The sequence below is a fragment of the Cupriavidus necator genome (assembly GCF_040578825.1).
Classification (GTDB): Bacteria; Pseudomonadota; Gammaproteobacteria; order Burkholderiales; family Burkholderiaceae; genus Cupriavidus; species Cupriavidus necator_E.
Genome location: NZ_JBEFLI010000017.1, coordinates 1 through 21,423, shown reverse-complemented (window position 1 = coordinate 21,423; position 21,423 = coordinate 1). Strand labels below are relative to the sequence as shown.

The window sequence follows — 21,423 nt, the reverse complement described above, 5'->3', positions numbered from 1 at the left end:
CCCCTCTTACATGAACCCGCAAATCATCAACCGTTACCTGGATGAACTCGATCCGCGCAAGGGACCCGCCTGCGCGTATCTCTATGACCTGGACCACCTGCGCTCGCGGGCAGCCGGCCTGGTTGCCGCGTTGCCCGCGGATTGCGACCTTTACTACGCGATCAAGGCCAACAGCGATGCGCCGGTGCTGCGCGCGCTGCTGGGCGCGACGGCAGGCTTCGAAGTCGCGTCGCTGGGTGAAATCGAACGCGTGCGGGCCGTCGACACCGACGTGCCGGTCGTCTTCGGCGGCCCCGGCAAGACCGATGCCGAGCTGGAGGGCGCGCTGCGCCTGGGCGTGCGGCTGATCCATGTGGAAAGCGCGTTGCAGCTGCGCCGGCTGGACCGCATCGCCCAGCGAATGGACCGGCGCGCCGACGTGCTGCTGCGCGTCAATCCGGCCTACGGGCTGCCTGGCGCCACGCTGCAGATGGGAGGACGGCCGACCCAGTTCGGCATCGACCAGGCGGAAGTGCCCGCCGTGATCGCGCTGGCGCGCGAGCTGCCCGGCGTGCGCGTGGTCGGGCTGCACCTGCACGCGGGCTCCAACAGCCTCGACGCCGACAATCACCTGGCGCTGATCGCAAGCCATATCGCGCTGGCGCGGCAATGCCGGGACGAGCACGGGATGACGCTGGAATGGCTGAACGTCGGCGGCGGCATCGGCATCGACTACGCCGATCCCGACCGCACCTTCGACTGGCCGCGCTTCTGCGCGGGGCTGGCGCAGCTGCTGCAGGCACAGCAGCCCGGCTGCCGCATCGTGCTGGAATGCGGCCGGTTTATCAGCGCCGATTGCGGATGCTATGTGGCCGAAGTGATCGACCTCAAGCACAACCACGGCAAGCACTTCGCCATCGTGCGCGGTGGTACGCATCATTTCCGGCTGCCGGTGTCGTGGCAGCACAATCACCCGTTTATCGTCGTGCCGAACGAGGCCTGGCCGTACCCGTTCGCGCGCCCGGAACTCACGGATGCGAAGCTGACGCTCTGCGGCGAGCTTTGCACGCCGAAGGACGTCTTCGCGCAGGAGGTGACGGTGCCACGCGTGCGCGTCGGCGACCGCATCGTCTTCAGGCTGGCGGGGGCCTACGGCTGGCATATCTCGCATCACGACTTTCTGAGCCATCCGCATCCGGAGAGGGTGTTCGTGGGTAACGTGTAAGGCGGGCGTAAGGCGGGCGTAAGGCGGCTGAGATCTCAGGTGCCTTTTGCGGCCTCTGCTTTGCAGCAGGGGCCGCGCGTGACCTACGATGACGGTAAGCCCCTGGCCCGCCCTCTCCCGTGAAGCCGTCCACACCCCACTCGCTGCTGCGCATCGCCACCCTCGCGCTGGCCTTGCTCTACGCGACCACCGCCACCGCCGACCCCTTCGCCCCACAGCGCGCCGACATGGTCAAAGAGATCGCCGCGGTGGCTGCCTCCGCCGGCGCCCAGGTCGGCAGGGATGCCATCGAGCCACGCGTGATGACGGTGATGGGGCAAGTGCCCCGGCACGAATTCGTGCCGGAACAGCAAAAGCTGTACGCCTATGAAAACCGGCCGCTGCCCATCGGCTATGGGCAGACGATTTCCCAGCCTTATATCGTCGCCCTGATGACTGACCTGATGATGGTCAAACCTGGCGACGCCGTGCTGGAGATCGGCACCGGCTCGGGATACCAGGCGGCGGTGCTGGCGAAGCTGGCGCGCGCGGTGTACACCATCGAGATCATCGAGCCGCTGGGGCGGCAGGCCTGCGACCGGCTGAAGCGGCTCGCCTACCGCCAGGTGGCGTGCAAGGTGGGTGACGGCTACTACGGCTGGGACGAGCACGCGCCCTACGACGCCATCGTCGTCACCGCCGCGGCCAGCCACGTACCGCCGCCGCTGATCCGGCAACTGAAGCCGGGCGGCCGGATGGTGATCCCGGTGGGGGCGCAGTTCCTGACGCAGTATCTGCTGCTGGTCGAGAAGGCCGCGGACGGCAGCGTTTCCACCAGGCAAATCCTGCCGGTCAGGTTCGTGCCGCTGGTTGGCAAGCATTAGGCGGCACATCGGCCGTGCCAGCCTGCGCCATGCCACGACCGCCCCTGTTCGCCCTGGCCCTGCTCTCCGCCGCCGCGCTTGGCTACGAGATCCTGCTGATGCGGCTGCTCTCCATCATCCAGTGGCACCACTTCGCCTACATGATGATCAGCGTGGCGCTGCTGGGTTATGGCGCGGCCGGTGCGCTGGTGGCACTGGCGCAGCGGACGCTGCTCCGCCATTTCGTGGCGGCTTTCGCTGGCGGCGCGCTGCTGTTCGGCATCAGCGCGATGGCCTGCTTCGCGCTCGCCCAGCACGTGGCGTTCAATCCCCTGGAAATCCTGTGGGAACCGTCGCAGCCGCTGCGCCTGCTGCTGATCTACCTGCTGCTGTTCGTGCCGTTCCTGTGCGCGGCCACCAGTGTCTGCCTGAGCTTTTCCGGCTTCAGCGGGGAGGTTCACCGCGTCTACAGCTTCGACATCCTGGGCGCCGGGCTCGGTTGCCTGGGCATTATCGTGGCGTTGTTCGTGCTGACGCCTGTCGATGCCCTGCGGCTGGTTAGCGCGGCGGGCATGGCGGCAGCCGCGCTGGCATGCGTCGAATGCCGCTGGCACCGGCCCTGGCTGCTGGCGCTGCTGCTGTTGGCGGCAGTCTTGCCGGCCGGCGTGCCGGGCGACTGGATTGCCCTGCGGCCATCCGAGTACAAGGAGCTGAGCCAGACCCTGCGCATCGGCAACGCGCGCGTGGTGGCGGAACGGTCGAGCCCGCTCGGCCTGGTCACGGTGGTGGAGAGCCCGGCGATCCCGTTGCGCCACGCGCCCGGGCTGAGCCTCAATGCCAGCATGGAGCCGCCGTCGCAACTGGGCGTATTTACCGACGGCGACGGGCTCAGTGCGCTCAACCGCTATGACGGCCGGCGCGAACCGCTTGCCTACCTGGGCGACCTCACCTCCGCCTTGCCCTATCACTTGCTGCGAGCCCCCAGGGTGCTGGTGCTGGGCAGCGGCGCGGGGGCGGACGTGTTGCAGGCGATCTATCACCAGGCCAGCGCGGTCGATGCCGTGGAGCTGAATCCGCAGGTGATCGATCTGGTGCAGGGCCGCTTCGCGGCGTTCTCCGGCAAGCCGTACAGTGCGCCCGGCGTGCGCGTCTTTGCCGGCGAGGCGCGCGGCTTCCTGGCGGCCAGCCCGGATCGCTACGACCTGATCCAGGTGGCGCTGCTGGATTCGTTCAGCACGTCGTCGGCGGGGCTGTACGCGCTGTCCGAGAGCTATCTCTACACCGTGGAAGCCTTCCAGGGCTACCTGCGCCATCTGCGGCCCGGCGGAATGCTGGCGATCACGCGCTGGGTGGCGCTGCCGCCGCGCGATGTGCCCAGGCTGTTCGCCACCGCGGTGGCGGCGATGGAAGCCCAGGGCATTCCGCAGCCGTCGCGGCGGCTGGCGCTGGTCCGGGGCTGGAAGACGGCCACATTGATCGTCAAGAACGGCGAGTTCAATGCCGCGGACCTTGCCGCGCTGAATGACTTCAGCCGCACCCGCTCGTTCGACGTCGAATACTTTCCTGGCATCCAGCCGGGTCAGGCGAATCGCTACAACGTGCTCGACAAGCCCTATTTCTTCGAGGCCGCGCAGGCCTTGCTCGGCCCCGATCGCGACGGCTTCCTGTCCCGCTACAAGTTCGACGTGCGGCCCGCCACCGATGACCGGCCGTACTTCTTCCATTTCTTCAAATGGCGCACGCTGCCTGAACTGCTGTCGCTGAAGGCGCAGGGCGGGCTGCCCTTGCTGGAATGGGGCTATCCGGTGCTGGTGGCCACGCTGCTGCAGGCCACCGCCGCGGCCTTGCTGCTGATCGTGGTCCCGCTCTGGGTCTTGCGGCGCCGTACCGCGTCGCAGCCCCAAGCCAGCAACCCCGGCTATACAGCCAATATGGGAGATATGAGGGCGCTTGTCGGCAATGACGCACCTGCCAAGCGGTTGCCCGAATGGCGCGCTGGCTTCTACTTCCTGGCGGTCGGCCTCGGCTTTATGTTCGTGGAGATCGCCTTTATCCAGAAATTCATCCTGTTCCTGAGCCATCCGCTCTATGCGGTCGCGGTCGTGCTGTGCGCTTTCCTTTGCTTTGCGGGGCTGGGGAGCCGGATCGGGGGCCGATATCTTCAGCGCATGCAGGGGGGCAGCGATGCGCTCCACGGCAGGCGGCAGGCGGCGCTGGCCGTCGGCGGCATCTGCGTGGCCTCGCTGGTGTACCTTGTGGCGCTGCCGGCGCTTTTCCGGCTGCTGATCACGTTACCGGATCCGGCCCGGATCGCCGTTTCGGTGCTGCTGATCGCGCCGCTGGCGTTCCTGATGGGCATGCCATTCCCACTTGGCCTGGCCCGTGTCGCGGCCCGCGACGAAACGCTCGTACCATGGGCCTGGGGCATCAACGCCTGCGCCTCGGTGGTGGCGGCAGTGCTTGCCACGTTGCTTGCGATCCATGTCGGCTTCACGGCGGTGGTATTGGTGGCGCTGCTGCTGTACGCTGCCGCCGCGATTGCCTGTCCATGATTGATCGAACCCGAACCGGAAAAGCCGGTACAGTATCCGTTTTCGCGCGCCCGCTCGCGTCCTCATGTGCTGCGATGCAGCAATGGCTGTAGAATAGCGGCCCCGATTCCATGGCCACGGCGCCCCCGATGTTGCGCCCCTCGCCAACCCGAACCCCTCAAGCCTTGACAGCAGGCCGGTAAGCACGCAAGCGTGCGCACTGCAGCCAGGCGATTTAAGAAGGAAACAGCAGTAAATGACAAGCGGCGCACAACGAACGGCAGCCAAGACAAGAGAAGCAGGCGCAGTCAAGGACTCTGGCCATGCAAACGCAGGGTCGACGGCGCAGCCTGATCCCTCGACCGAGGCCGCCGCGCGTAGCCAGCAATTGCGCGCGCTGATCCAGCTGGGCAAACAGCGCGGTTATCTGACCCACGCGGATATCAGCGACCATCTGCCGGATAACTTCACGGACACGGCGGCGATGGAGAGCATCGTCAACACGTTCGCCGAGATGGGCGTGAAGATCTATGAGCAGACCCCGGACGCCGAGACGCTGCTGCTGACCGATGGCGCGGTGGTGGCCTCGGACGACCAGGCCGAAGAGGAGGCCGAGGTAGCGCTGGCGACCGTGGACTCCGAGTTCGGCCGGACGACCGACCCCGTGCGCATGTACATGCGCGAGATGAGCTCGGCAACGCTGCTCACGCGCAAGCAGGAAGTCGAGCTTGCCAAGCGGATCGAGGACGGCCTGAACAATATGGTGCATGCCATCTCGGCCTGCCCGTCCACCATCGCCACGATTCTCGAGCTGTCGGGCCGCGTCGCCGCCAATGAAATCGGCATCGACGAGCTGGTCGACGGCCTGAGCGACGAGAGCATGCCCGAGCCCACGGCGGCGGCAACTGACGACACGGACGACAGCGCCGACAGCGCCGACGAGGACGATGACGACGCGGAAGACAGCGCCGACGAAGGCACGACCACCCAGCAGACCGGCGAAACCGACCTGACCCAGCTGCGCGACGAATGCCTGAAGCGGTTCGCGCGCGTCGCCGCGCAATTCGAGCGGATGAGCGAGGAAGGCGCCGCCAATGGCCCGGGGTCGGCAGCATTCGTGTCCGCAAGGGATGCGGTGCGCGACGAATTGCGCACGATCCGCTTTACCGCGAAGACCATCGAGCGCCTGTGCGCCAGCGTCCAGGCAATGGTGGACGAGGTTCGCACCGTCGAGCGCCAGGTCGTTCAGCTGCTGGTCGATCGCTGCGGGATGGAGCGTGAGGAAGTCATCGCCCGCTTCCCCGGCAATGAAACCAACCTCGCCTGGGGCCAGGAGCTTGCCGCCCAGTCCCGTCCGTACAGCGCCGCAGTCGCGCGGGCGCTGCCCGACCTGGAGTCGCATCAGCAGAAGCTGATCGACATCCAGGCCCGGGCTGCGCTGTCGCTGCCGGAACTGAAAACTGTCAACCGCAAGATGCTGGCCGCCGAGCGGCAGATGCGGCAGGCCAAGCATGAGATGACGCAGGCCAACCTGCGCCTGGTGATCTCGATTGCCAAGAAGTACACCAACCGCGGGATGCAGTTCCTGGATCTGATCCAGGAAGGCAATATCGGCCTGATGAAGGCGGTCGACAAGTTCGAATATCGCCGCGGCTGGAAATTCTCCACCTACGCGACGTGGTGGGTGCGCCAGGCTGTGACGCGGGCCATCGCCGACCAGGCCCGGACCATTCGCGTCCCGGTGCATATGATCGAGCAGATCAACAAGCTCAATCGCCTGTCGCGCGAGATCATGCAGCAGACCGGCAAGGAACCGGATCCGGCCGTGCTCGCCGAGCGCATGGAGATCACGGAAGACAAGGTCCGCGCGATCATGAAGATCGCCAAAGAGCCGGTGTCGATGGAGACGCCGGTGGGCGAGGACGGCGATACCAACCTGGGCGACATGATTGCCGATTCGGACACGGCCACGCCCGCCGACGCCGCATTGCAGGCGGGCCTGCGCGCCGTCGTGCGCGAGATGCTCGACGAGCTCACGCCCCGCGAAGCCAAGGTGCTGCGGATGCGCTTCGGCATCGATATGGCAACCGACTACACGCTGGAAGAAGTCGGCAAGCAGTTCGATGTCACCCGCGAGCGGATCCGGCAGATCGAAAGCAAGGCGATGAAGAAGCTGCGGCACCCGAGCCGCGCAGAGCAGCTGATCACCTACCTGCGCGACGCCTGATCGTTGCCGGTCGCATGCACGGGCACCCTCTGCATGGGGGGTTCCCGTGTCAGCGACGCGCAAATGGGCCGCCTGACACATTTGTTGGTGCAAAATCCGGTGCTGGCAGGCCCGACGGGCCGGAACAAAGAGACCGACACCCGGTCTGCGCCCCGCTTCCGAAGCACACACAGCCTCGGGCCCCATCTGGTAGCCGGCGCGGCAAGCGGACAGCTCGTCCTGCAACAGCGCACACAGGAGCCTTTCCATGACTGACTCGAACCTATCTTTTTTCGGCAGGGTCTCGCTTGCCGTGGGCACCTTCTTCACCATCCTCGGCAACCGTGAATTCGCGGCCAGCGTAAAGCGCCTGCGTGACGGCGAGGGACTGGCTCCGGCGGCGCCGGCACCCGTAGCAGCCCCCGCGCCCGCACCCGCCCCGGTAGCCGAAGCTGCCGCCCCCGTACTGAAAGAAGCGAGCCCGGTGGCGGCCCTGCAGTTGCTGGGACTGCTCCAGCGCGACGCACGCTTTGTCGACTTCGTCGAGGAAGACATCGCGGGCTATTCCGACACCGAGATCGGTGCGGCCGCGCGCCTGGTGCACGATGGCTGCCGCGCGGTGCTGCGCGAGCATTTCACCATCCGTCCGGTGCGCGAGGAAGCCGAGGGCAGCCGCGTGACGCTGGCCGACGGCTTTGACGCCAGCGCCATCCGCCTGACCGGCAACGTGGTGGGCAGCGCGCCGTTCCATGGCAGCATCAGCCACCGCGGCTGGAAGGTCGAGGCAGTGCGCCTGCCTCGCGTGGCCGAACGCCATGACGCCACCGTGATCGCCCCCGCGGAGGTGGAACTGTGAGCGAAGCCCGTTATTCCATCGGCATTGACCTGGGCACCACCCATAGCGCCGTTTCCTACGTCGACCTGGCCGCCAGCGATGGCGAGAAGACCAGCCAGCGCGTGCTGCCCATCACGCAGCTGACCGCGCCGGGGGCCGTCGAAGACCTCGACCTGCTGCCCTCCTTCCTGTACCTGCCGCACGCCAGCGAACTCGCCCCGGGCGACCTGGGGCTGCCGTGGAACGCCGGGCGCGACTTCGCGGTGGGCGAGATGGCGCGCAGCCGCGGCGCGGCCACGCCGATCCGGCTGGTGTCGAGCGCGAAGAGCTGGCTTTGCCATCCGGGCGTCGACCGCCGCTCGCCCATCCTGCCTAACGACGCACCGCCTGAAGTGCCGCGCGTGTCGCCGCTGGAGGCTTCGGTGCGCTACCTGACCCACCTGCGCGAAGCGTGGGACCAGGCCCACCCTGACGCACCGTTTGCCGAGCAGGACATCACGGTGACGATTCCCGCCTCGTTCGACCCGGCCGCACGCGAGCTGACGGCCGAGGCGGCCGCCGCGGCGGGCTATGACCGCATGACGCTGCTCGAGGAACCGCAGGCCGCGCTTTATAGCTGGATCCAGAAGAGCGACGGCCACTGGCGCAAGCAGGTGAAGGTCGGCGACATCATCCTCGTGGTAGACGTCGGTGGCGGCACCACCGACCTGTCGCTGATCGCCGTGATCGAGCGCGAAGGCAATCTCGAACTGCACCGTGTAGCCGTGGGCGACCATATCCTGCTCGGTGGCGACAACATGGACCTGGCGCTCGCCCACGTGGTGGCGCGCAAGCTGGCGGCCCAGGGCACGCAGGCCGATCCGTGGCAACTGCGCGCGCTGACCTACGCCTGCCGCGCGGCCAAGGAAACGCTGCTGACCGACCCGGAGACCGATACCGTGCCGCTGGTCGTGCCAAGCCGGGGCTCCAGGCTGATCGGCGGCTCGATCCGCACGGACCTGACCCGCACCGAGCTGACCCAGACCATCCTGGAAGGGTTTTTCCCGCAGGTGGAGGCCTCGGCCCGCCCCGTGAGCCGTGCGCGCGCCGGCCTGACCCAGCTTGGCCTGCCCTATGCGCAGGACGCGGCCATCACGCGGCACCTGGCCGCGTTCCTGGGCCGCCAGGTGGGGGCGCTGGCCGAGTTGGAAGGCCTGCAGCGCGCACAGCCGGAAAGCGCGACGTTGCTCCATCCGACCGCCGTGCTGTTCAATGGCGGCGTGTTCAAGTCGGGCCTGCTGGTGGACCGCATCCTGCAGACGCTCAATGGCTGGCTCGGCACCGAAGGCGCGGCGCCGGCGCGCCTGCTTGACGGCGCCGAGCTGGACCTCGCGGTGGCACGGGGCGCCGCCTATTACGGCTACGTGCGGCGCGGCAAGGGGGTGCGCATCCGTGGCGGCACCGCGCGCGCCTACTACATTGCCGTGGAATCGTCGATGCCTGCCGTGCCTGGCTTCGAGCCCCCGGTGCAGGCACTGTGCGTGGCGCCGTTCGGCATGGAGGAAGGAACCGAGGCCGCGCTGCCGCCGCAGGAATTCGGCCTGGTGGTGGGCGAGCCCGTGCACTTCCGCTTCTTCGGCTCGTCGGTGCGCCGCCAGGACCAGGTCGGTACCCTGCTCGATGTCTGGGGCCCTGAGGAATTGCAGGAGCTGGAGGAAATCCAGGCGACCCTGCCGGCCGAAGGCCGAACCGCAGGCGAAGTGGTACCGGTCAGGCTGCATGCGCGCGTGACCGAGGCCGGCACGCTGGAACTCGAGGCCGTGCCGCGCGGCAACGGCGAGCGCTGGAAAGTGGAGTTCGATGTGCGCGGCAACGCCGATGCCTGAAGCAGTGAACGGGCCGAGGGGGCCCAGGGGGCCGAGGGGGCCGACGCGGCCGACGATAAAGCAGTACGTCGTCGGCATCGACCTCGGCACCAGCAATACGGTGGTCGCCTATGCGAAGGCCGGATCGGACGATATCCGTGTCTTCGGGATCGACCAGCTGGTCGCGCCCGGCGAGGTCGCGGCTCGCCCCTTGCTGCCCTCGGTGCGCTACCACGCGGCGCCGGGCGAGCTCAGCGGCGATGACTTGCAGTTGCCGTGGCAATCCGCCGCCAGCGCCGCGGCGCGCCGCACCGTGTTCGGCCGCCTTGCGGCCACGCTCGGCGCGCAGGTGCCCGGTCGGCTGGTGGCCAGCGCAAAGAGCTGGCTGTCGCACGCTTCGGTCGACCGGACCGCGCCCATCCTGCCATGGGGCGGCCACGACGATGTCGACAAGATCTCGCCGGTGGTCGCCAGCGCGAGCTACCTGGGCTATGTGTGCGCGGCATGGAACCACCGCTTTCCCGATGCGCCGCTCGAGCAGCAGGACGTGGTGCTCACCGTGCCCGCCTCCTTCGATGAAGGCGCACGCGCGCTGACGCTGGAAGCGGCGCGCCTGGCGGGGCTGCCAGCGCTGCGCCTGCTGGAAGAACCGCAAGCCGCGCTCTACGACTGGCTGTTCCATCATCGCCGGACCCTGGATACTGAACTGGCGCAGACACGCCTGGTGCTGATCTGCGACGTCGGCGGCGGCACCACTGACCTCACGCTGATCCGGGTGGACATGCAGGACGGTCAGCCGCAGCTGACCCGCATCGGCGTGGGCAACCACCTGATGCTCGGCGGCGACAATATGGACCTGGCGCTGGCGCATCTGGTCGAAGCGCGGTTAGTGTCCGGGGCGTCAGAGGCGCCCGCGCAGGCGCGGCTGTCGGCGGCCAGCCTGTCGCAGCTGGTCGCGCGCTGCCGCGCCGCCAAGGAACAACTGCTCAGCGCGCAGGCACCGGACTCGGTCACGGTGACGCTGCTGGGCGCGGGCTCGCGGCTGGTCGGCGGGGCGCGCTCGGTGGAAGTGACGCGGCAGGAGGTCGAACAGCTCGTCGTCGACGGCTTCTTCCCCAAGGTGCCGTCCAGCGAGCGACCCGGACGCGCCCGGGGCGCCATTGTCGAGTTCGGACTGCCATATGCCTCCGATCCGGGCGTGACCCGGCACGTTGCGGCCTTCCTGAGCCAGCACGCCGCGCAATCGCGGGCGGCACTGGATGCGCCACAGACGCAGGCCGATGACTTGCCGATGCCCGACACGCTGCTGCTCAACGGTGGCGTGTTCCGGGCCGCCGCGCTGGCGGACCGTATCGCCGACACGCTGGGCACGTGGCGCGAAGCGCCGCTGCATGTGCTGCACAACGACGATCCCGATGTCGCCGTCGCGCGCGGCGCGGTCGCGTATGCGCGGGCGCGTACCGGCCAGGCCCCGCGCATCGGCGGCGGCTCGCCGCGCAGTTTCTTTCTCGTCCTGGACGATGGCACGTCGGGGCAGCAAGGGATCTGCCTGCTGCCGCGCGGCACGGAAGAAGGCCATGAGATCCACCTCAGCGATCGCACCTTTGCCTTGCGGCTCGGGCATCCGGTGCAATTCCACCTGGTTTCCTCCGTCGCCGACACGGGCTATCAGCCGGGTGAACTGACCGAGCTGTCGACGGGCGATTTCGTGCGCCTGCCGCCGATTGCCACCGTGGTGCAGCCGCGTGGCGCCGCCGGGCCACGGGAAACGCCGGTGCAGCTCACCACCTCGCTGACCGAGGTCGGCACGCTCGAAGTCCACTGCATCGACATTGCGGATGCCGCGCAGCGATGGCGCCTCGAATTCCAGTTGCGTGGCAACGATGCCCAAACCGGGGCGCCCGCCACGGAGACGGCACACCCTTCCCTGCCCCAGGCCCTCGATGCGATCGACCGCACCTTTGGCACGCGCTCGCAAGAGGTCGATCCCAAGGAAGTCAGGCGGCTGCGTGCGCAACTGGAGCAGTTGCTGGGCAAGCGCGAGCAGTGGGACAGCGCCCTGCTGCGCGAGCTGTTCGGCGCCTTCTGGGAACGCGCGCGGCGCCGGCGGCGCACGGCCGACCATGAACGCCTGTGGCTGAACCTGGCCGGCTATTGCGTGCGACCCGGCTTCGGCTATCCGCTCGACGAATGGCGCGTCGGCCAGCTCTGGTCGCTGTACGACCAGGGGATCCAGTACGTCAACGAAAGCCAGAACTGGTCGGAGTGGTGGACGCTTTGGCGGCGCGCGGCCGGCGGCCTGGATGAAAGCGCGCAGCTGCGCTTGCTGGAAGACATGGCCTTCTACCTGCAGCCACCCGGCAGCACCCGCTACAAGAAGCCCGCCGGGCCCGCCCGCGCCGGTTATGCCGATATGGTGCGCCTTGCCGGGTCGCTGGAGCGCATCCCCGCCGACTCCAAGATCGAGCTCGCTGAATGGCTGCTGACCCGGCTGCGCAAGCCTTCGGAGAACAACCAGGGCTGGTGGGCCGTGGGCCGCATCGGCGCGCGCCGGCCGTTCTATGGCAGCGCGCACAGCGTCGTGCCGCCCGAGGTCGCCACGCAATGGGTGGACGCGATCCTTGCGCTCGACTGGAAGAAGGTCGAGCCAGCGCCGTTCGCCGCCGTGCAGATCGCACGCATGACCGGCGATCGCAGCAGGGACCTGCCTGACGAGATCCGCGCGGCTGTGGTGCGCCGGCTCGAAGCCGCCAACGCGCCGCAAAGCTGGATCGCCATGGTGCGGGAGGCCGTGGAGCTGGATGCGGCCGACGAAGGCCGGGTGTTTGGGGAGGCGCTGCCCGCCGGCCTCAAACTGATCGCCGGATAAAGGCTCCCCGGCTGGCACAGCGCCGCCCCCTTCATCATCTCCCTGGCGTGATAGGCCAATGCTTCATTGCAGCATGGCAGCTTCGCATCAGCGGCCGTAAGATGGATTTCTGAGGCGGTATGGCTGGCGCCACGTGTGCCAAAGGAGATTGCGATGTCAGACGACCCTGTCATTCGGAATATGACGCGTGCCGAGTTGGACCAGCTGGTCGGCTGGGCGGCACGCGAGGGGTGGAATCCCGGTCTGCACGACGCGGAACTGTTCTGGGCCACGGACCCCGATGCCTTTATCGCGGCGGAACTCGACGGGGAGCTGATTGGCGGCGGCGCCATCACCTCCTACAACGGCGAATTCGGCTTTATGGGCTTCTTTATCGTCCGGCCGGAATTTCGCGGCCGGGGGCTCGGCAACGTGCTGTGGCATGCCCGCCGGGACCGGCTCCTTGCCCGCCTGCAGCCCGGCGCAAGCATCGGGCTCGATGGCGTATTCACCATGCAGGATTACTACGCCCGGGGCGGCTTCGTCTTCTCGCATCGCAACCTGCGCTTTCGTGCCGATGTCCCGGATACGTCGGATACGTCGGCTGCTCCACCCGTGCCGCCATCCGGGGATGAAAGCGTCGTGCTGCTGGACGAGGTGGCGTTCGACCAGTTGCTCGAGTACGACCGCTCATGCTTTCCTGCCCCACGCCCGGCTTTCCTGAAAGGCTGGATCCGGCAGGCCGATGCGCTGGCGCTGGGGCATCTGCGCCAGGGCAGGCTGAGCGGATATGGTGTGGTGCGCCGTTGCGGGGAAGGCTGCAAGATCGGACCGCTGTTCGCGGATGATGCCGAGGCCGCCGAAGCGCTCTACGCACGCCTGGCAGCGTTCGCGGCGGGCGGCCCGCTCTTTCTCGACGTACCGGAGAATCACCCCGCCGCCATGGAACTGGCCCATCGGCATGGCATGACCGAAGTATTCGGCTGCGCGCGCATGTATCTCGGGCCGGAGCCGGGCCTGGTGCACGCGCGGATCTTCGGCATCACGACCTTCGAGCTCGGATGATGCCAGCACGCGAACTGACCGGCTACGGCAACGCTCCGCCCCATCCGCACTGGCCTGGTGGCGCACGTGTGGCGGTACAGTTTGTGCTGAATATCGAGGAAGGCGCGGAATCCACCGTGCTCAACGGCGATGCCCGCTCCGAAGCGTACCTGCACGAACTGCCCGGCCGGCCGCCGCGCGAGGCAGAGCGCGACTGGAGCGTCGAGAGCATGTATGAGTACGGGGCGCGCGCGGGCGTCTGGCGATTGCTGGACCTGTTCGGCGAGCGCAGCCTCCCACTGACCGCGTTCGCCGTGGGTCGCGCCCTGGAGCTCAATCCGCAGATCGGACAAGCGCTCAGCGCCGCGGGGCACGAAGTGGCGGGACATGGCTACCACTGGATCGACTATCGGGACGTGCCGGAAGACGAGGAGCGGCGCCATATCCGCCTGACGATCGAGGCCATCGAGCGGACCTGCGGCAAGCGCCCGGTGGGCTGGTACACGGGGCGCGTCAGCCACAACACCCGGCGCCTGATCCAGGAAGAAGGCGGCTTCCTCTACAGCTCGGATGCCTACAACGATGACCTGCCCTACTGGCTGCCTGGAACGCCCCCGCAGCTCGTGATTCCCTATACCCTGGTCAACAACGACGCACGCTATCTGCTGCCCGATGGCTTTGCCTCAGGCGAGGATTTCTACCGTACGCTGCGCGACGCGTTTGAGCAGCTCTGGCACGAAGGGGCGCAGAAGCCGAAGATGATGAGCGTCGGATTGCATGCCCGCATCAGCGGCCACCCCGCACGTGCCATCGCGCTGGCGCGCTTTCTTGACTACGTGCGGGGTCATGATGGCGTGTGGATCTGTCGGCGCGAAGACATCGCCAGGCACTGGATGGCGCAGCATCCTGCCTAGCGGCCACCACCCTGCCGCTACGCGCTGAACGGCAGGCTGCGATGCCGCTTGCCGGTAAGCGCCGCGACCGCGTTGGCCAGTGCGGGCGCAATCGGCGGCACCGCGGTCTCGCCAATGCCGGTCGGCGGGTCGGCCGACGGCACGACGTGCACCGAGATCTGCGGCGGCATGTCCGCATGCGTGGCCAGCCGGTAGTCGTTCCAGTTGCCTTGCTGCACCACGCCGTCCTTCAGCGTGATCTGCGCGCCGGGCAGCGTGGTGCCAAGGCCCATGATGAGGCCGCCCTGGACCTGCGCCTCGATCGTGCGCGGATTGATCGGCATGTTGCAGTGGACGGCCGCGGTCACCCGGTGCACCACCGGCTGGTTGCCGCGCATCGAGGCCTCGACGATATACGCAACCACGGTCTCGAACGATTCGTGCACCGCCACGCCCCAGGCACGTCCTGCTGCCAGGCGCCGCTTGCCGTAGCCCGAGCGCTCCACCGCCAGGTCCAGTGCCGCGATGTGGCGCTTGTGCTCGCGCAGCAGCGTGTGGCGGTACGCCACCGGATCGATCCCGCCCGCGCGCGCCAGTTCATCGACCAGGGTCTCCATCACGAAGGCCGTATGCGTGTGCCCCACCGACCGCCACCACAACACCGGTACGTTGACCTTGGGATGATGGATCTCGAGCGCGATGGGGAACGGATAGACACTGTCGCTCACGCCCTCGACCATGGTCGAGTCGACCCCGTTTTTCACGGTGAAGGCCTCGAACGGGGTGCCGCTGGTAATGGACTGGCCGACGATCACGTGCTTCCACGCCAGCACCCTGCCCTTGCCGTCGTGGCCGATTTCAACGCGGTGCACATGCATCGGGCGGTAATAGCCGCCGCGCACGTCGTCCTCGCGTATCCATATCATCTTGATCGGCTCGCGGTGGCCGGCCGCATACCTCGCCTTGGCCACCTGCGCGGCCTCGAACAGGTAGTCGGACGTGGGCACGGCACGCCGGCCGAAGCCCCCGCCGGCCATCATGGTGTTGAATGTCACGTGTTCCGGCTTCAGGCCGAGCACGGTTGCCACGGCCGCCTGGTCGACCGTCTGGAACTGCGAACCGGCCCACACGGTGCACTGGTTGCCACGGAAGTCGATGGTGCAGTTGAGCGGTTCCATCGGCGTGTGCGCCAGGTACGGAAAGATGTACTCGGCCGTGATCTTGCGCGGTGCGCCGGCCAGGGCCGACGTGTCTGCCGCCTTGGCCTGCAAACCGCGCTGCGTCGCCAGCTCGCGATAGCGCGCCAGCAGCGCATCGCTGTCCACCTTCTCGACGCCGCTGGTGTCCCACTCCACCTGCAGCACCTCGCGCGCGGTGCGCGCCGGCCAGAAACCATCGGCCACGATGGCCAGCCCGGTGGCACCACCAACCAGCGGCACCTGGTAGACCTCTTCCACGCCGGCGATCGCTTTCGCACGCGCCGCATCGAAGCGTGCCACCCGGGCGCCGAACACAGGCGGATGCACCATGACCACGTTGCGCATGCCCGGCAGCATCAGGTCGATGCCGAACTGCTGCCTGCCAGTGGACTTGTCGCGCGCATCGAGGCGGCCGGTCGGCTTGCCAATCAGCCGGAACTGCTGCGGCGACTTCAGCGGCACGCTTGCCGGTACCGGCTCGGCCAGCGCCGCGGCGGCCAGTTCGCCGTAGGTGGCACGGCGGCCGTCGGGCGCGGTCACCACGCCGGCCTCGGCCTTCAACTGCCCGGCCGGGACGCCGAACCGCTTCGCCGCCGCCGCGAGCAGCATCGCGCGCATGCGTGCGCCGACCTCGCGATACTGCGTCCACGAGTTCTTCATGCTGGTCGAGCCGCCGACCATCTGCATATGGAAGACCGGATCCTTGTAGGCCTCGCCGGCCGGGGCCAGTTGGCAGTGCACCTTGCTCCAGTCTGCGTCCAGTTCCTCGGCCACCAGCATCGGCAGTGCCGTCTGCACGCCCTGCCCGAACTCAAGCTTGCCGATGATGACCGTCACCGTGCCGTCGGCATCGATACTGACGAAGGCCGACGGTGGCACCGGGGGCTTGGGCGGCTCGCCAGCGGCCGTCGTCTGCGCGCCAATGGGAACGGCACAGAGCGCAAAGCCGGAGCCGATGCTCAGTTTCAGGAACGTGCGCCGGTCGATGCCGCCGCTTACCTGCTCCACGAGTCTCATGACATCTCCTCAGCCAATGGCCCTGGCCGCGTCCTTGACCGCGGCATGGATGCGCGCGTATGTGCCGCAGCGGCACAGGTTGGCGCTCATCGCCTGTTCGATGTCGGCATCGGTCGGTCGCCGGTTGGCCTTTAGCAGTGCCACCGCCGACATGATCTGGCCACTCTGGCAATAGCCGCACTGCGTGACGTCGTTGCGCACCCAGGCCTCCGCGACGGCGCGCCCTACGCGGTCCTCGCCGATGGCCTCGATCGTGGTCAGCTCCCGGCCGGCGATGGAGGACACCGGGGTCACGCACGCGCGACGCTGCTGGCCGTCGACATGGACGGTGCACGCGCCGCACACCGCGATGCCGCAGCCGAACTTGGTGCCGGTGAGGCCCAGCGTGTCGCGCAGCACCCATAGCACCGGCGTGTCGCCCGGCACGTCGACTTGCTGGGTCTTGCCATTCAGTCGGAAGGAGATCATGGCTGGCTCCTGGGGCTGATGCGCGTCATCTCGGCAAGGGCGCCCGAACCGGCAACGTCGCGCAGGTTTTTCAGGAAGTCTTCGTCCGCCGCGGCGCGCGTGGGTCCGACCGAGGTGCGCAGGGGCTCGCGCGTGTCGCATGGCGCGCCATTGCGTATCCAGGTGCGCATCTGTTCGTCGAACGCCGGCTTGTCGAGCGGCGGCAATTCACGGCCCGGCCCCGGATGCCAGCCCCATGCAACGAGGTGGTCGGTCACCATGTGTTCTTCGAGCATCGCGAGCGAACGGCCGCCGTTGGTTTTGGGCTCGCGGAAGACCTTGCACAGCGCCGGCCCGGACAGGCCCAGCCATGACATCTTCATCTTCGCCGGCGGCATGTGCCAGCCCGGCTCGCCGTTGGTGTCGAGCCCGGGCGGCCCATGCGCAAGCGGGCTGTTCTGCGTGGCATGGCAGGTAGCGCATTGCAGCGGCGGCACGCCCTTGCCGTCGACACCACGCTGCACCGGTGGATAGTGCACTCGCTTGGCATCGCCCTGCAGCGGGCCGTCGGGCACGTGGCAATTCAGGCAACGTGCATGCAGCAGCACGCGCTCGAGTTGCGCGAAGGCCTGCAGGCCGGCGCCGCGGTCCGGCGTGGTGGACACCTGCGTAGGCTGGAACGTGCCGCCGGGCCCTGCCGCGCAAGCGAGCGTCGGAAGTGCCAGGGCACATCCCACCGCCAGCCGGCGCATCGCATCGACGAGTGGATCTGTGCAAGGGTTATCTTTCATGGATCCTCCTTCATCGGCATGCCTTGTTGTTGTAGTGCCTGATGCGATCACTGGCAAGAATCGCTCCCCCAGTGCATCTTGTACCGCACTCATCCCCTGCGCTGCCGCGCCTTTGCGCCTGACTGCCCAAATGTCATCGAGCGCGCTGGGCGCAGCCGCTTGAAGGTACTGTTAATTTCAACTGTCCTGATCTGTTCTGGTGCGAGCATTCACCGCCGTTGAAGCTACGAGCGATTTAGAAGCTGGCAAGATGCCGACCACGGAATTGCTTGCTGCAATGGGCAACTTCAATGAAGCGCTCGTCAAGGCAGGCGTGATACTCGCGGGCGAGGACGCGCACCCGAGTGCCAGGGAAAAGGGGTACGCTTCTCGGACAATCAGCGAACAGACCAATGAACTCTCAGGACGAGCGACTGCGCGCTAAGGTCGAAAAGCGCGAACAAAGCGCGCTGACGCGAGCTTCTCTTACCGCAAGCGGAGATATCGCAGGGCGAGCGATCGAAAAGAAAAATGCCTTCCGGGGTGGCGGGTAGAGATAGCGGACAACGCTGAAATCGCAGGTGTTTTCTTCCCTCTCCCGTTTAGGGGAGAGGTCAAGGAGCTTCCACGAAGTGAAGCGCCGCGATGCTTGCCATGCGCCCGCCCTCCCCCGGCCCCTATCCCGCACGCGGGAGAGGGGGAGAAAAACCGGCGGCTTGGACAGTCAGAACACGATCGTTTCGCCCTCCCGCTGGGCTTGCGCCTTCGAGTACGTGACAAGATGGACCGTATGACCGGAGCGGTCCACCAGCCGTATCTCGCCCCCCTTGTTGGAGAGCTGAATCGAATTGCGCGGCAGCAGCATGGTCGATGCGATCCCCGGCGCAAGCACCAGGTCTTCGATGCCGAAGCGGTTCCTCATCTTGTCCACCAGGAACCAGCCGTCCAGCCGCACGGGATCCGTGCCGGTATTGACGAGCGTGACCTTTTCCCTGCCGCTGTCGGCGCCTGCGGGATTGATCAGGGCCGCGAGGATCTTGACTGGTCCCGCCACGATGGGCGCTGCCGCAGCACCGGGCGCGGCGGCCGGGACGGGTTCGGTCACCGGCGCCTCGCCAGCGGGACCGAGATAGACGGGATAGAAAGTCCGGATATAGCGCTCCGTCGCCTGGTCGAGAAAGAGCTTCATGTCATAGCGGGCGCCGTTGATGACGGCTTCCTTGGGAGCGCGGGCTCCGCGATGCGCGCGCACGGCACCCTAGATGTTCATCGATCGCTCCCTGTTTTTCAGGACTGGTCCTGACTTCAGCTGGCTGCTCAACGCATAGCATGGCGAGAAGTCCGTGACACTGCCGTGAAACGGCACGTGCATGCCAGGCAAATCGACGGGGGCGATCGATTCGGCGGGGCCGCCCCGCCCGGCGGTGCTTCCCGGGCCCTCGGCGATAGGACAGATCTAATTCTCAAGTGAATTCTGCCGAATTGACTTTGCCATGCGGGAGTCGTCTCATCACGGCTGCCCCCGGGCCGTCATCAAATCCACATAAAACGGAACGATAGTCTTGCCGATCATGGGGCAATGCCGGCGGTCAAACATGGGAGAGACAGGATGGCGGGCGATATCCATTCCGAAGTCGTACAACTGGGCGCGTACAAGGTCGAGAAAGGCAGGAGCTCCGTCTCCGGCCTGTCTTCCGGAGCCTTCATGACGGTGCAACTGCATCTGGCACATTCGTCGAGCTTTGCCGGGGCTGGCGTGATCGCCGGAGGCCCCTACCGCTGCGCCGAGTCGTTCCGCGCCGCGGCGCCGGTGGCCGAGGATGCTTACGAGCTGAACGCCCTGCACCTGTGCATGAATCCGCTGGTGCCGCAGACCACGCCGGATGCGCGGCACTTGGCGCGGCTCGCGCACCTGACTGCCGAGGCCGGCGAGATCGATGCCATCTCCCATCTTGGGGGGCACCGCGTTTATATCTTCACCGGCAGCAAGGACAGCGTGGTGTACTCCTCCGTGGTCGCGCGCACCCGGGAGTTCTATGAATTGCTTGGCGTCGGATCCGGCGACATCGCCTACGACGACAGCGTGCCGGCAGGCCATTCCATCATCACCGACAACGCCGAGGATTCTCCCCTCGGCACCAATCAACCACCGTATATCAATAACGGCGGCTTTATCCAGTCGCACAGCATCCTGCGACATATCTACGCAGACCTGAAGCCGCCTTCGGTGCGCCTGAGCGGGCGGCTGCTGCGCTTTGACCAGACCGAATTCTTCGGCAACGAGCCGCGGGCCAGCATGAGCCGCTTCGGCTATGCCTACGTGCCCAAGGCGGTGGAGGAAGGCGCCCCGGCGCGCGTCCATATTGCCTTGCACGGCTGCAAGCAGGGCTACAACTTTATCGACTTCACCTTCGGCCAGTCCGACTTCGCCAGCCAGCCGCCGTATGGCAACCGGTATATCACCACGACCGGCTACAACGAAATCGCGGACAGCAACAACATCATCGTGCTCTATCCGCAGGCCGAGGGCACCGACAACAGCACGACGCAGAACCCGGACGGTTGCTGGGACTGGTGGGGCTATTCCAACCTGCATCCCAACCGGCCCGACTACTATTCGCGCAATGCTATCCAGATCAAGGCCATCCACGGCATGCTGAGCCGTCTCGGCGGCTGAACCCTTTGCAGAGGATGACCATGAACGACATGACGCAGATGTTGCACGCCACGCCGCAGCAAGATGTTGCGACGCTGGAGGGTGCCCAAGCCGTACAGCACGCCATGGCGGCGGCCCATCCGGCTGCCTTGCAGCAGGCGCTGACCTTGCATGCCCTGCTGGGCGGATGGGCCACGCGCGCCGTCGGCAACGGCGTCGCCGCCGCCAGCCTGGGCCCGTTCGCCGTCGACGCGCAGACCTGGACCGAGCTGTTCCAGCTACAGGCAGCGATCATCAGGCGCCTGCACGACCAGCAACAGCAGAACCTGCAGGGCTGGGCCGGCTGGCTGCAGGAGCGTGCCCAGGTCAGGCGGGCCAATACGATGTCCAAGCTGGTGGAGCAGGAATTCGACCTGCTGGCCCGCTTCGTGCTGCTGTTGAGCGACCAGGCGGTGGATCTCGTGACGCTGCAGGAGAACGTCGAGGTCAACACCGGCTACTGGCTAGGCCAGAAGGCGGCCGCGGCGCGGGTGGCGAACCCGGTTGTCGGCACGCTGCCGACTGAATCAAGGGACTGACGCGCAGCAGCTCAGCGCCACCGGGCGCCGCTATCGTACGACGTACGGAAAGCCATACTGTTCGCTCAGGCGGTCAAGCCGTGCGCGTATGCGGGCCAGCTCGCCAGCAAGCTGCCGCGCCATGAATGGCAGCGGACCCGGCTCCGGCATTTCCGCGCCGGCCGGAGAACAGCCTGGCCTGCCGGAAACGCCGGTTCGAGTCGAACAGCACGTCGGTGGGTCTTGCGCAGGATATCGAGCATGGTCGCTTGGCGGCGGGGGGCTTGGCGTTGCCAAGTGTATTGCACTCACAGCCACGCGGGGGCCGAAGCGGCTCGCGGAAGCGCGCCGCAAAAGACAAAACCCCTCGCAGCACACGCTGTCGAGGGGTTTTGGGAATAAGAGCCTGGCGATGACCTACTTTCACACGGGTATCCGCACTATCATCGGCGCGGAGTCGTTTCACGGACCTGTTCGGGATGGGAAGGGGTGGTTCCAACTCGCTATGGTCACCAGGCATGAGGGGTTGC

General features: G+C 67.1%; 15 protein-coding genes, 1 rRNA gene and 1 pseudogene. 12 read left to right on the top strand and 5 right to left on the bottom strand.

Annotation, left to right across the window (positions count from 1 at the left end; all coding sequences use genetic code 11):
• Nucleotides 1-10: 10 nt before the first annotated feature.
• The 9 genes from AB1I47_RS11010 (at nucleotide 11) to puuE (ending at nucleotide 14,268) form a co-directional block, all read left to right on the top strand.
• Complete coding sequence (locus AB1I47_RS11010) at nucleotides 11-1,204, top strand: type III PLP-dependent enzyme (RefSeq protein ID WP_354683786.1); 1,194 nt, start codon at nucleotides 11-13, stop codon at nucleotides 1,202-1,204.
• A 119-nt stretch (nucleotides 1,205-1,323) separates the two neighbouring features.
• Nucleotides 1,324-2,067: a protein-L-isoaspartate(D-aspartate) O-methyltransferase gene (locus tag AB1I47_RS11005; RefSeq protein WP_354683785.1), complete on the top strand. Its 744-nt coding sequence runs from the start codon at nucleotides 1,324-1,326 to the stop codon at nucleotides 2,065-2,067.
• Between the two features lie 29 nt (nucleotides 2,068-2,096).
• A complete protein-coding gene (locus AB1I47_RS11000) occupies nucleotides 2,097-4,598 on the top strand; it encodes a spermidine synthase (RefSeq protein WP_354683784.1) in 2,502 nt (833 codons plus the stop codon).
• Nucleotides 4,599-4,833: 235 nt separating this feature from the next.
• Nucleotides 4,834-6,804 (top strand): RNA polymerase sigma factor RpoD, encoded by a 1,971-nt coding sequence (rpoD, locus tag AB1I47_RS10995; RefSeq protein ID WP_354683783.1) that lies wholly within the window; start codon nucleotides 4,834-4,836, stop codon nucleotides 6,802-6,804.
• A gap of 247 nt (nucleotides 6,805-7,051) precedes the next feature.
• Nucleotides 7,052-7,639 carry a DUF2760 domain-containing protein gene (locus AB1I47_RS10990; protein WP_354683782.1) on the top strand — a complete coding sequence of 196 codons (588 nt, stop codon included), beginning with the start codon at nucleotides 7,052-7,054 and terminating at the stop codon, nucleotides 7,637-7,639.
• On the top strand, nucleotides 7,636-9,483 hold the full coding sequence (locus tag AB1I47_RS10985) for an Hsp70 family protein (RefSeq protein ID WP_354683781.1): 1,848 nt from the start codon (nucleotides 7,636-7,638) through the stop codon (nucleotides 9,481-9,483). The genes AB1I47_RS10990 and AB1I47_RS10985 overlap by 4 nt, the downstream gene beginning before the upstream one ends.
• Nucleotides 9,458-12,331 carry an Hsp70 family protein gene (locus AB1I47_RS10980; RefSeq protein WP_407935825.1) on the top strand — a complete coding sequence of 958 codons (2,874 nt, stop codon included), beginning with the start codon at nucleotides 9,458-9,460 and terminating at the stop codon, nucleotides 12,329-12,331. Before AB1I47_RS10985 ends, AB1I47_RS10980 begins: the two co-directional genes overlap by 26 nt.
• Nucleotides 12,332-12,484: 153 nt before the next feature.
• Complete coding sequence (locus tag AB1I47_RS10975; protein ID WP_354683780.1) at nucleotides 12,485-13,375, top strand: GNAT family N-acetyltransferase; 891 nt, start codon at nucleotides 12,485-12,487, stop codon at nucleotides 13,373-13,375.
• Nucleotides 13,375-14,268: an allantoinase PuuE gene (puuE, locus tag AB1I47_RS10970; RefSeq protein ID WP_354683846.1), complete on the top strand. Its 894-nt coding sequence runs from the start codon at nucleotides 13,375-13,377 to the stop codon at nucleotides 14,266-14,268. The genes AB1I47_RS10975 and puuE overlap by 1 nt, the downstream gene beginning before the upstream one ends.
• A 17-nt stretch (nucleotides 14,269-14,285) precedes the next feature.
• Here puuE and AB1I47_RS10965 read toward each other — a convergent pair whose 3' ends face one another.
• From AB1I47_RS10965 to AB1I47_RS10955, 3 genes are read right to left on the bottom strand one after another with little or no spacing between them, the layout of a single operon-like run.
• A complete protein-coding gene (locus tag AB1I47_RS10965; RefSeq protein ID WP_354683779.1) occupies nucleotides 14,286-16,463 on the bottom strand; it encodes a xanthine dehydrogenase family protein molybdopterin-binding subunit in 2,178 nt (725 codons plus the stop codon).
• 9 nt (nucleotides 16,464-16,472) lie between these two features.
• Nucleotides 16,473-16,931, bottom strand: a complete 459-nt coding sequence (locus AB1I47_RS10960; protein ID WP_354683778.1) for a (2Fe-2S)-binding protein — start codon at nucleotides 16,929-16,931, stop codon at nucleotides 16,473-16,475.
• Entirely contained in the window at nucleotides 16,928-17,701 is a 774-nt protein-coding gene (locus AB1I47_RS10955) for a hypothetical protein (protein ID WP_354683777.1), read from the bottom strand. The genes AB1I47_RS10960 and AB1I47_RS10955 overlap by 4 nt, the downstream gene beginning before the upstream one ends.
• A 250-nt stretch (nucleotides 17,702-17,951) precedes the next feature.
• Here AB1I47_RS10955 and AB1I47_RS10950 point away from each other — a divergent pair.
• Nucleotides 17,952-18,088, top strand: a pseudogene (locus tag AB1I47_RS10950) (YciI family protein); the annotation flags it as partial.
• A gap of 316 nt (nucleotides 18,089-18,404) precedes the next feature.
• Here the strand turns inward: AB1I47_RS10950 and AB1I47_RS10945 are convergent.
• A complete protein-coding gene (locus tag AB1I47_RS10945) occupies nucleotides 18,405-18,869 on the bottom strand; it encodes a lamin tail domain-containing protein (protein ID WP_354683776.1) in 465 nt (154 codons plus the stop codon).
• A gap of 390 nt (nucleotides 18,870-19,259) precedes the next feature.
• On the opposite strand from AB1I47_RS10945, the gene AB1I47_RS10940 reads away from it, so the two are divergent.
• Together AB1I47_RS10940 and AB1I47_RS10935 are read left to right on the top strand one after the other, a co-directional pair.
• Entirely contained in the window at nucleotides 19,260-20,357 is a 1,098-nt protein-coding gene (locus AB1I47_RS10940; RefSeq protein WP_475572027.1) for an extracellular catalytic domain type 2 short-chain-length polyhydroxyalkanoate depolymerase, read from the top strand.
• Nucleotides 20,358-20,377: 20 nt separating this feature from the next.
• Nucleotides 20,378-20,914: a hypothetical protein gene (locus AB1I47_RS10935; RefSeq protein WP_354683774.1), complete on the top strand. Its 537-nt coding sequence runs from the start codon at nucleotides 20,378-20,380 to the stop codon at nucleotides 20,912-20,914.
• 383 nt (nucleotides 20,915-21,297) lie between these two features.
• Here the strand turns inward: AB1I47_RS10935 and rrf are convergent.
• Nucleotides 21,298-21,410, bottom strand: a 5S ribosomal RNA gene (gene rrf / locus AB1I47_RS10930).
• Nucleotides 21,411-21,423: the final 13 nt, after the last annotated feature.

Bases quoted from the DNA above. Each gene is read 5' to 3' on its own strand.
- AB1I47_RS11010 (WP_354683786.1), top strand. From the start codon at position 11: ATGAACCCGCAAATCATCAACCGTTACCTGGATGAACTCGATCCGCGC.
- AB1I47_RS11000 (WP_354683784.1), top strand. From the start codon at position 2,097: ATGCCACGACCGCCCCTGTTCGCCCTGGCCCTGCTCTCCGCCGCCGCG.
- rpoD (WP_354683783.1), top strand. From the start codon at position 4,834: ATGACAAGCGGCGCACAACGAACGGCAGCCAAGACAAGAGAAGCAGGC.
- AB1I47_RS10990 (WP_354683782.1), top strand. From the start codon at position 7,052: ATGACTGACTCGAACCTATCTTTTTTCGGCAGGGTCTCGCTTGCCGTG.
- AB1I47_RS10980 (WP_407935825.1), top strand. From the start codon at position 9,458: ATGTGCGCGGCAACGCCGATGCCTGAAGCAGTGAACGGGCCGAGGGGG.
- AB1I47_RS10975 (WP_354683780.1), top strand. From the start codon at position 12,485: ATGTCAGACGACCCTGTCATTCGGAATATGACGCGTGCCGAGTTGGAC.
- puuE (WP_354683846.1), top strand. From the start codon at position 13,375: ATGCCAGCACGCGAACTGACCGGCTACGGCAACGCTCCGCCCCATCCG.
- AB1I47_RS10965 (WP_354683779.1), bottom strand. From the start codon at position 16,463: ATGAGACTCGTGGAGCAGGTAAGCGGCGGCATCGACCGGCGCACGTTC.
- AB1I47_RS10960 (WP_354683778.1), bottom strand. From the start codon at position 16,931: ATGATCTCCTTCCGACTGAATGGCAAGACCCAGCAAGTCGACGTGCCG.
- AB1I47_RS10955 (WP_354683777.1), bottom strand. From the start codon at position 17,701: ATGAAAGATAACCCTTGCACAGATCCACTCGTCGATGCGATGCGCCGG.
- AB1I47_RS10945 (WP_354683776.1), bottom strand. From the start codon at position 18,869: ATGAAGCTCTTTCTCGACCAGGCGACGGAGCGCTATATCCGGACTTTC.
- AB1I47_RS10940 (WP_475572027.1), top strand. From the start codon at position 19,260: ATGCCGGCGGTCAAACATGGGAGAGACAGGATGGCGGGCGATATCCAT.
- AB1I47_RS10935 (WP_354683774.1), top strand. From the start codon at position 20,378: ATGAACGACATGACGCAGATGTTGCACGCCACGCCGCAGCAAGATGTT.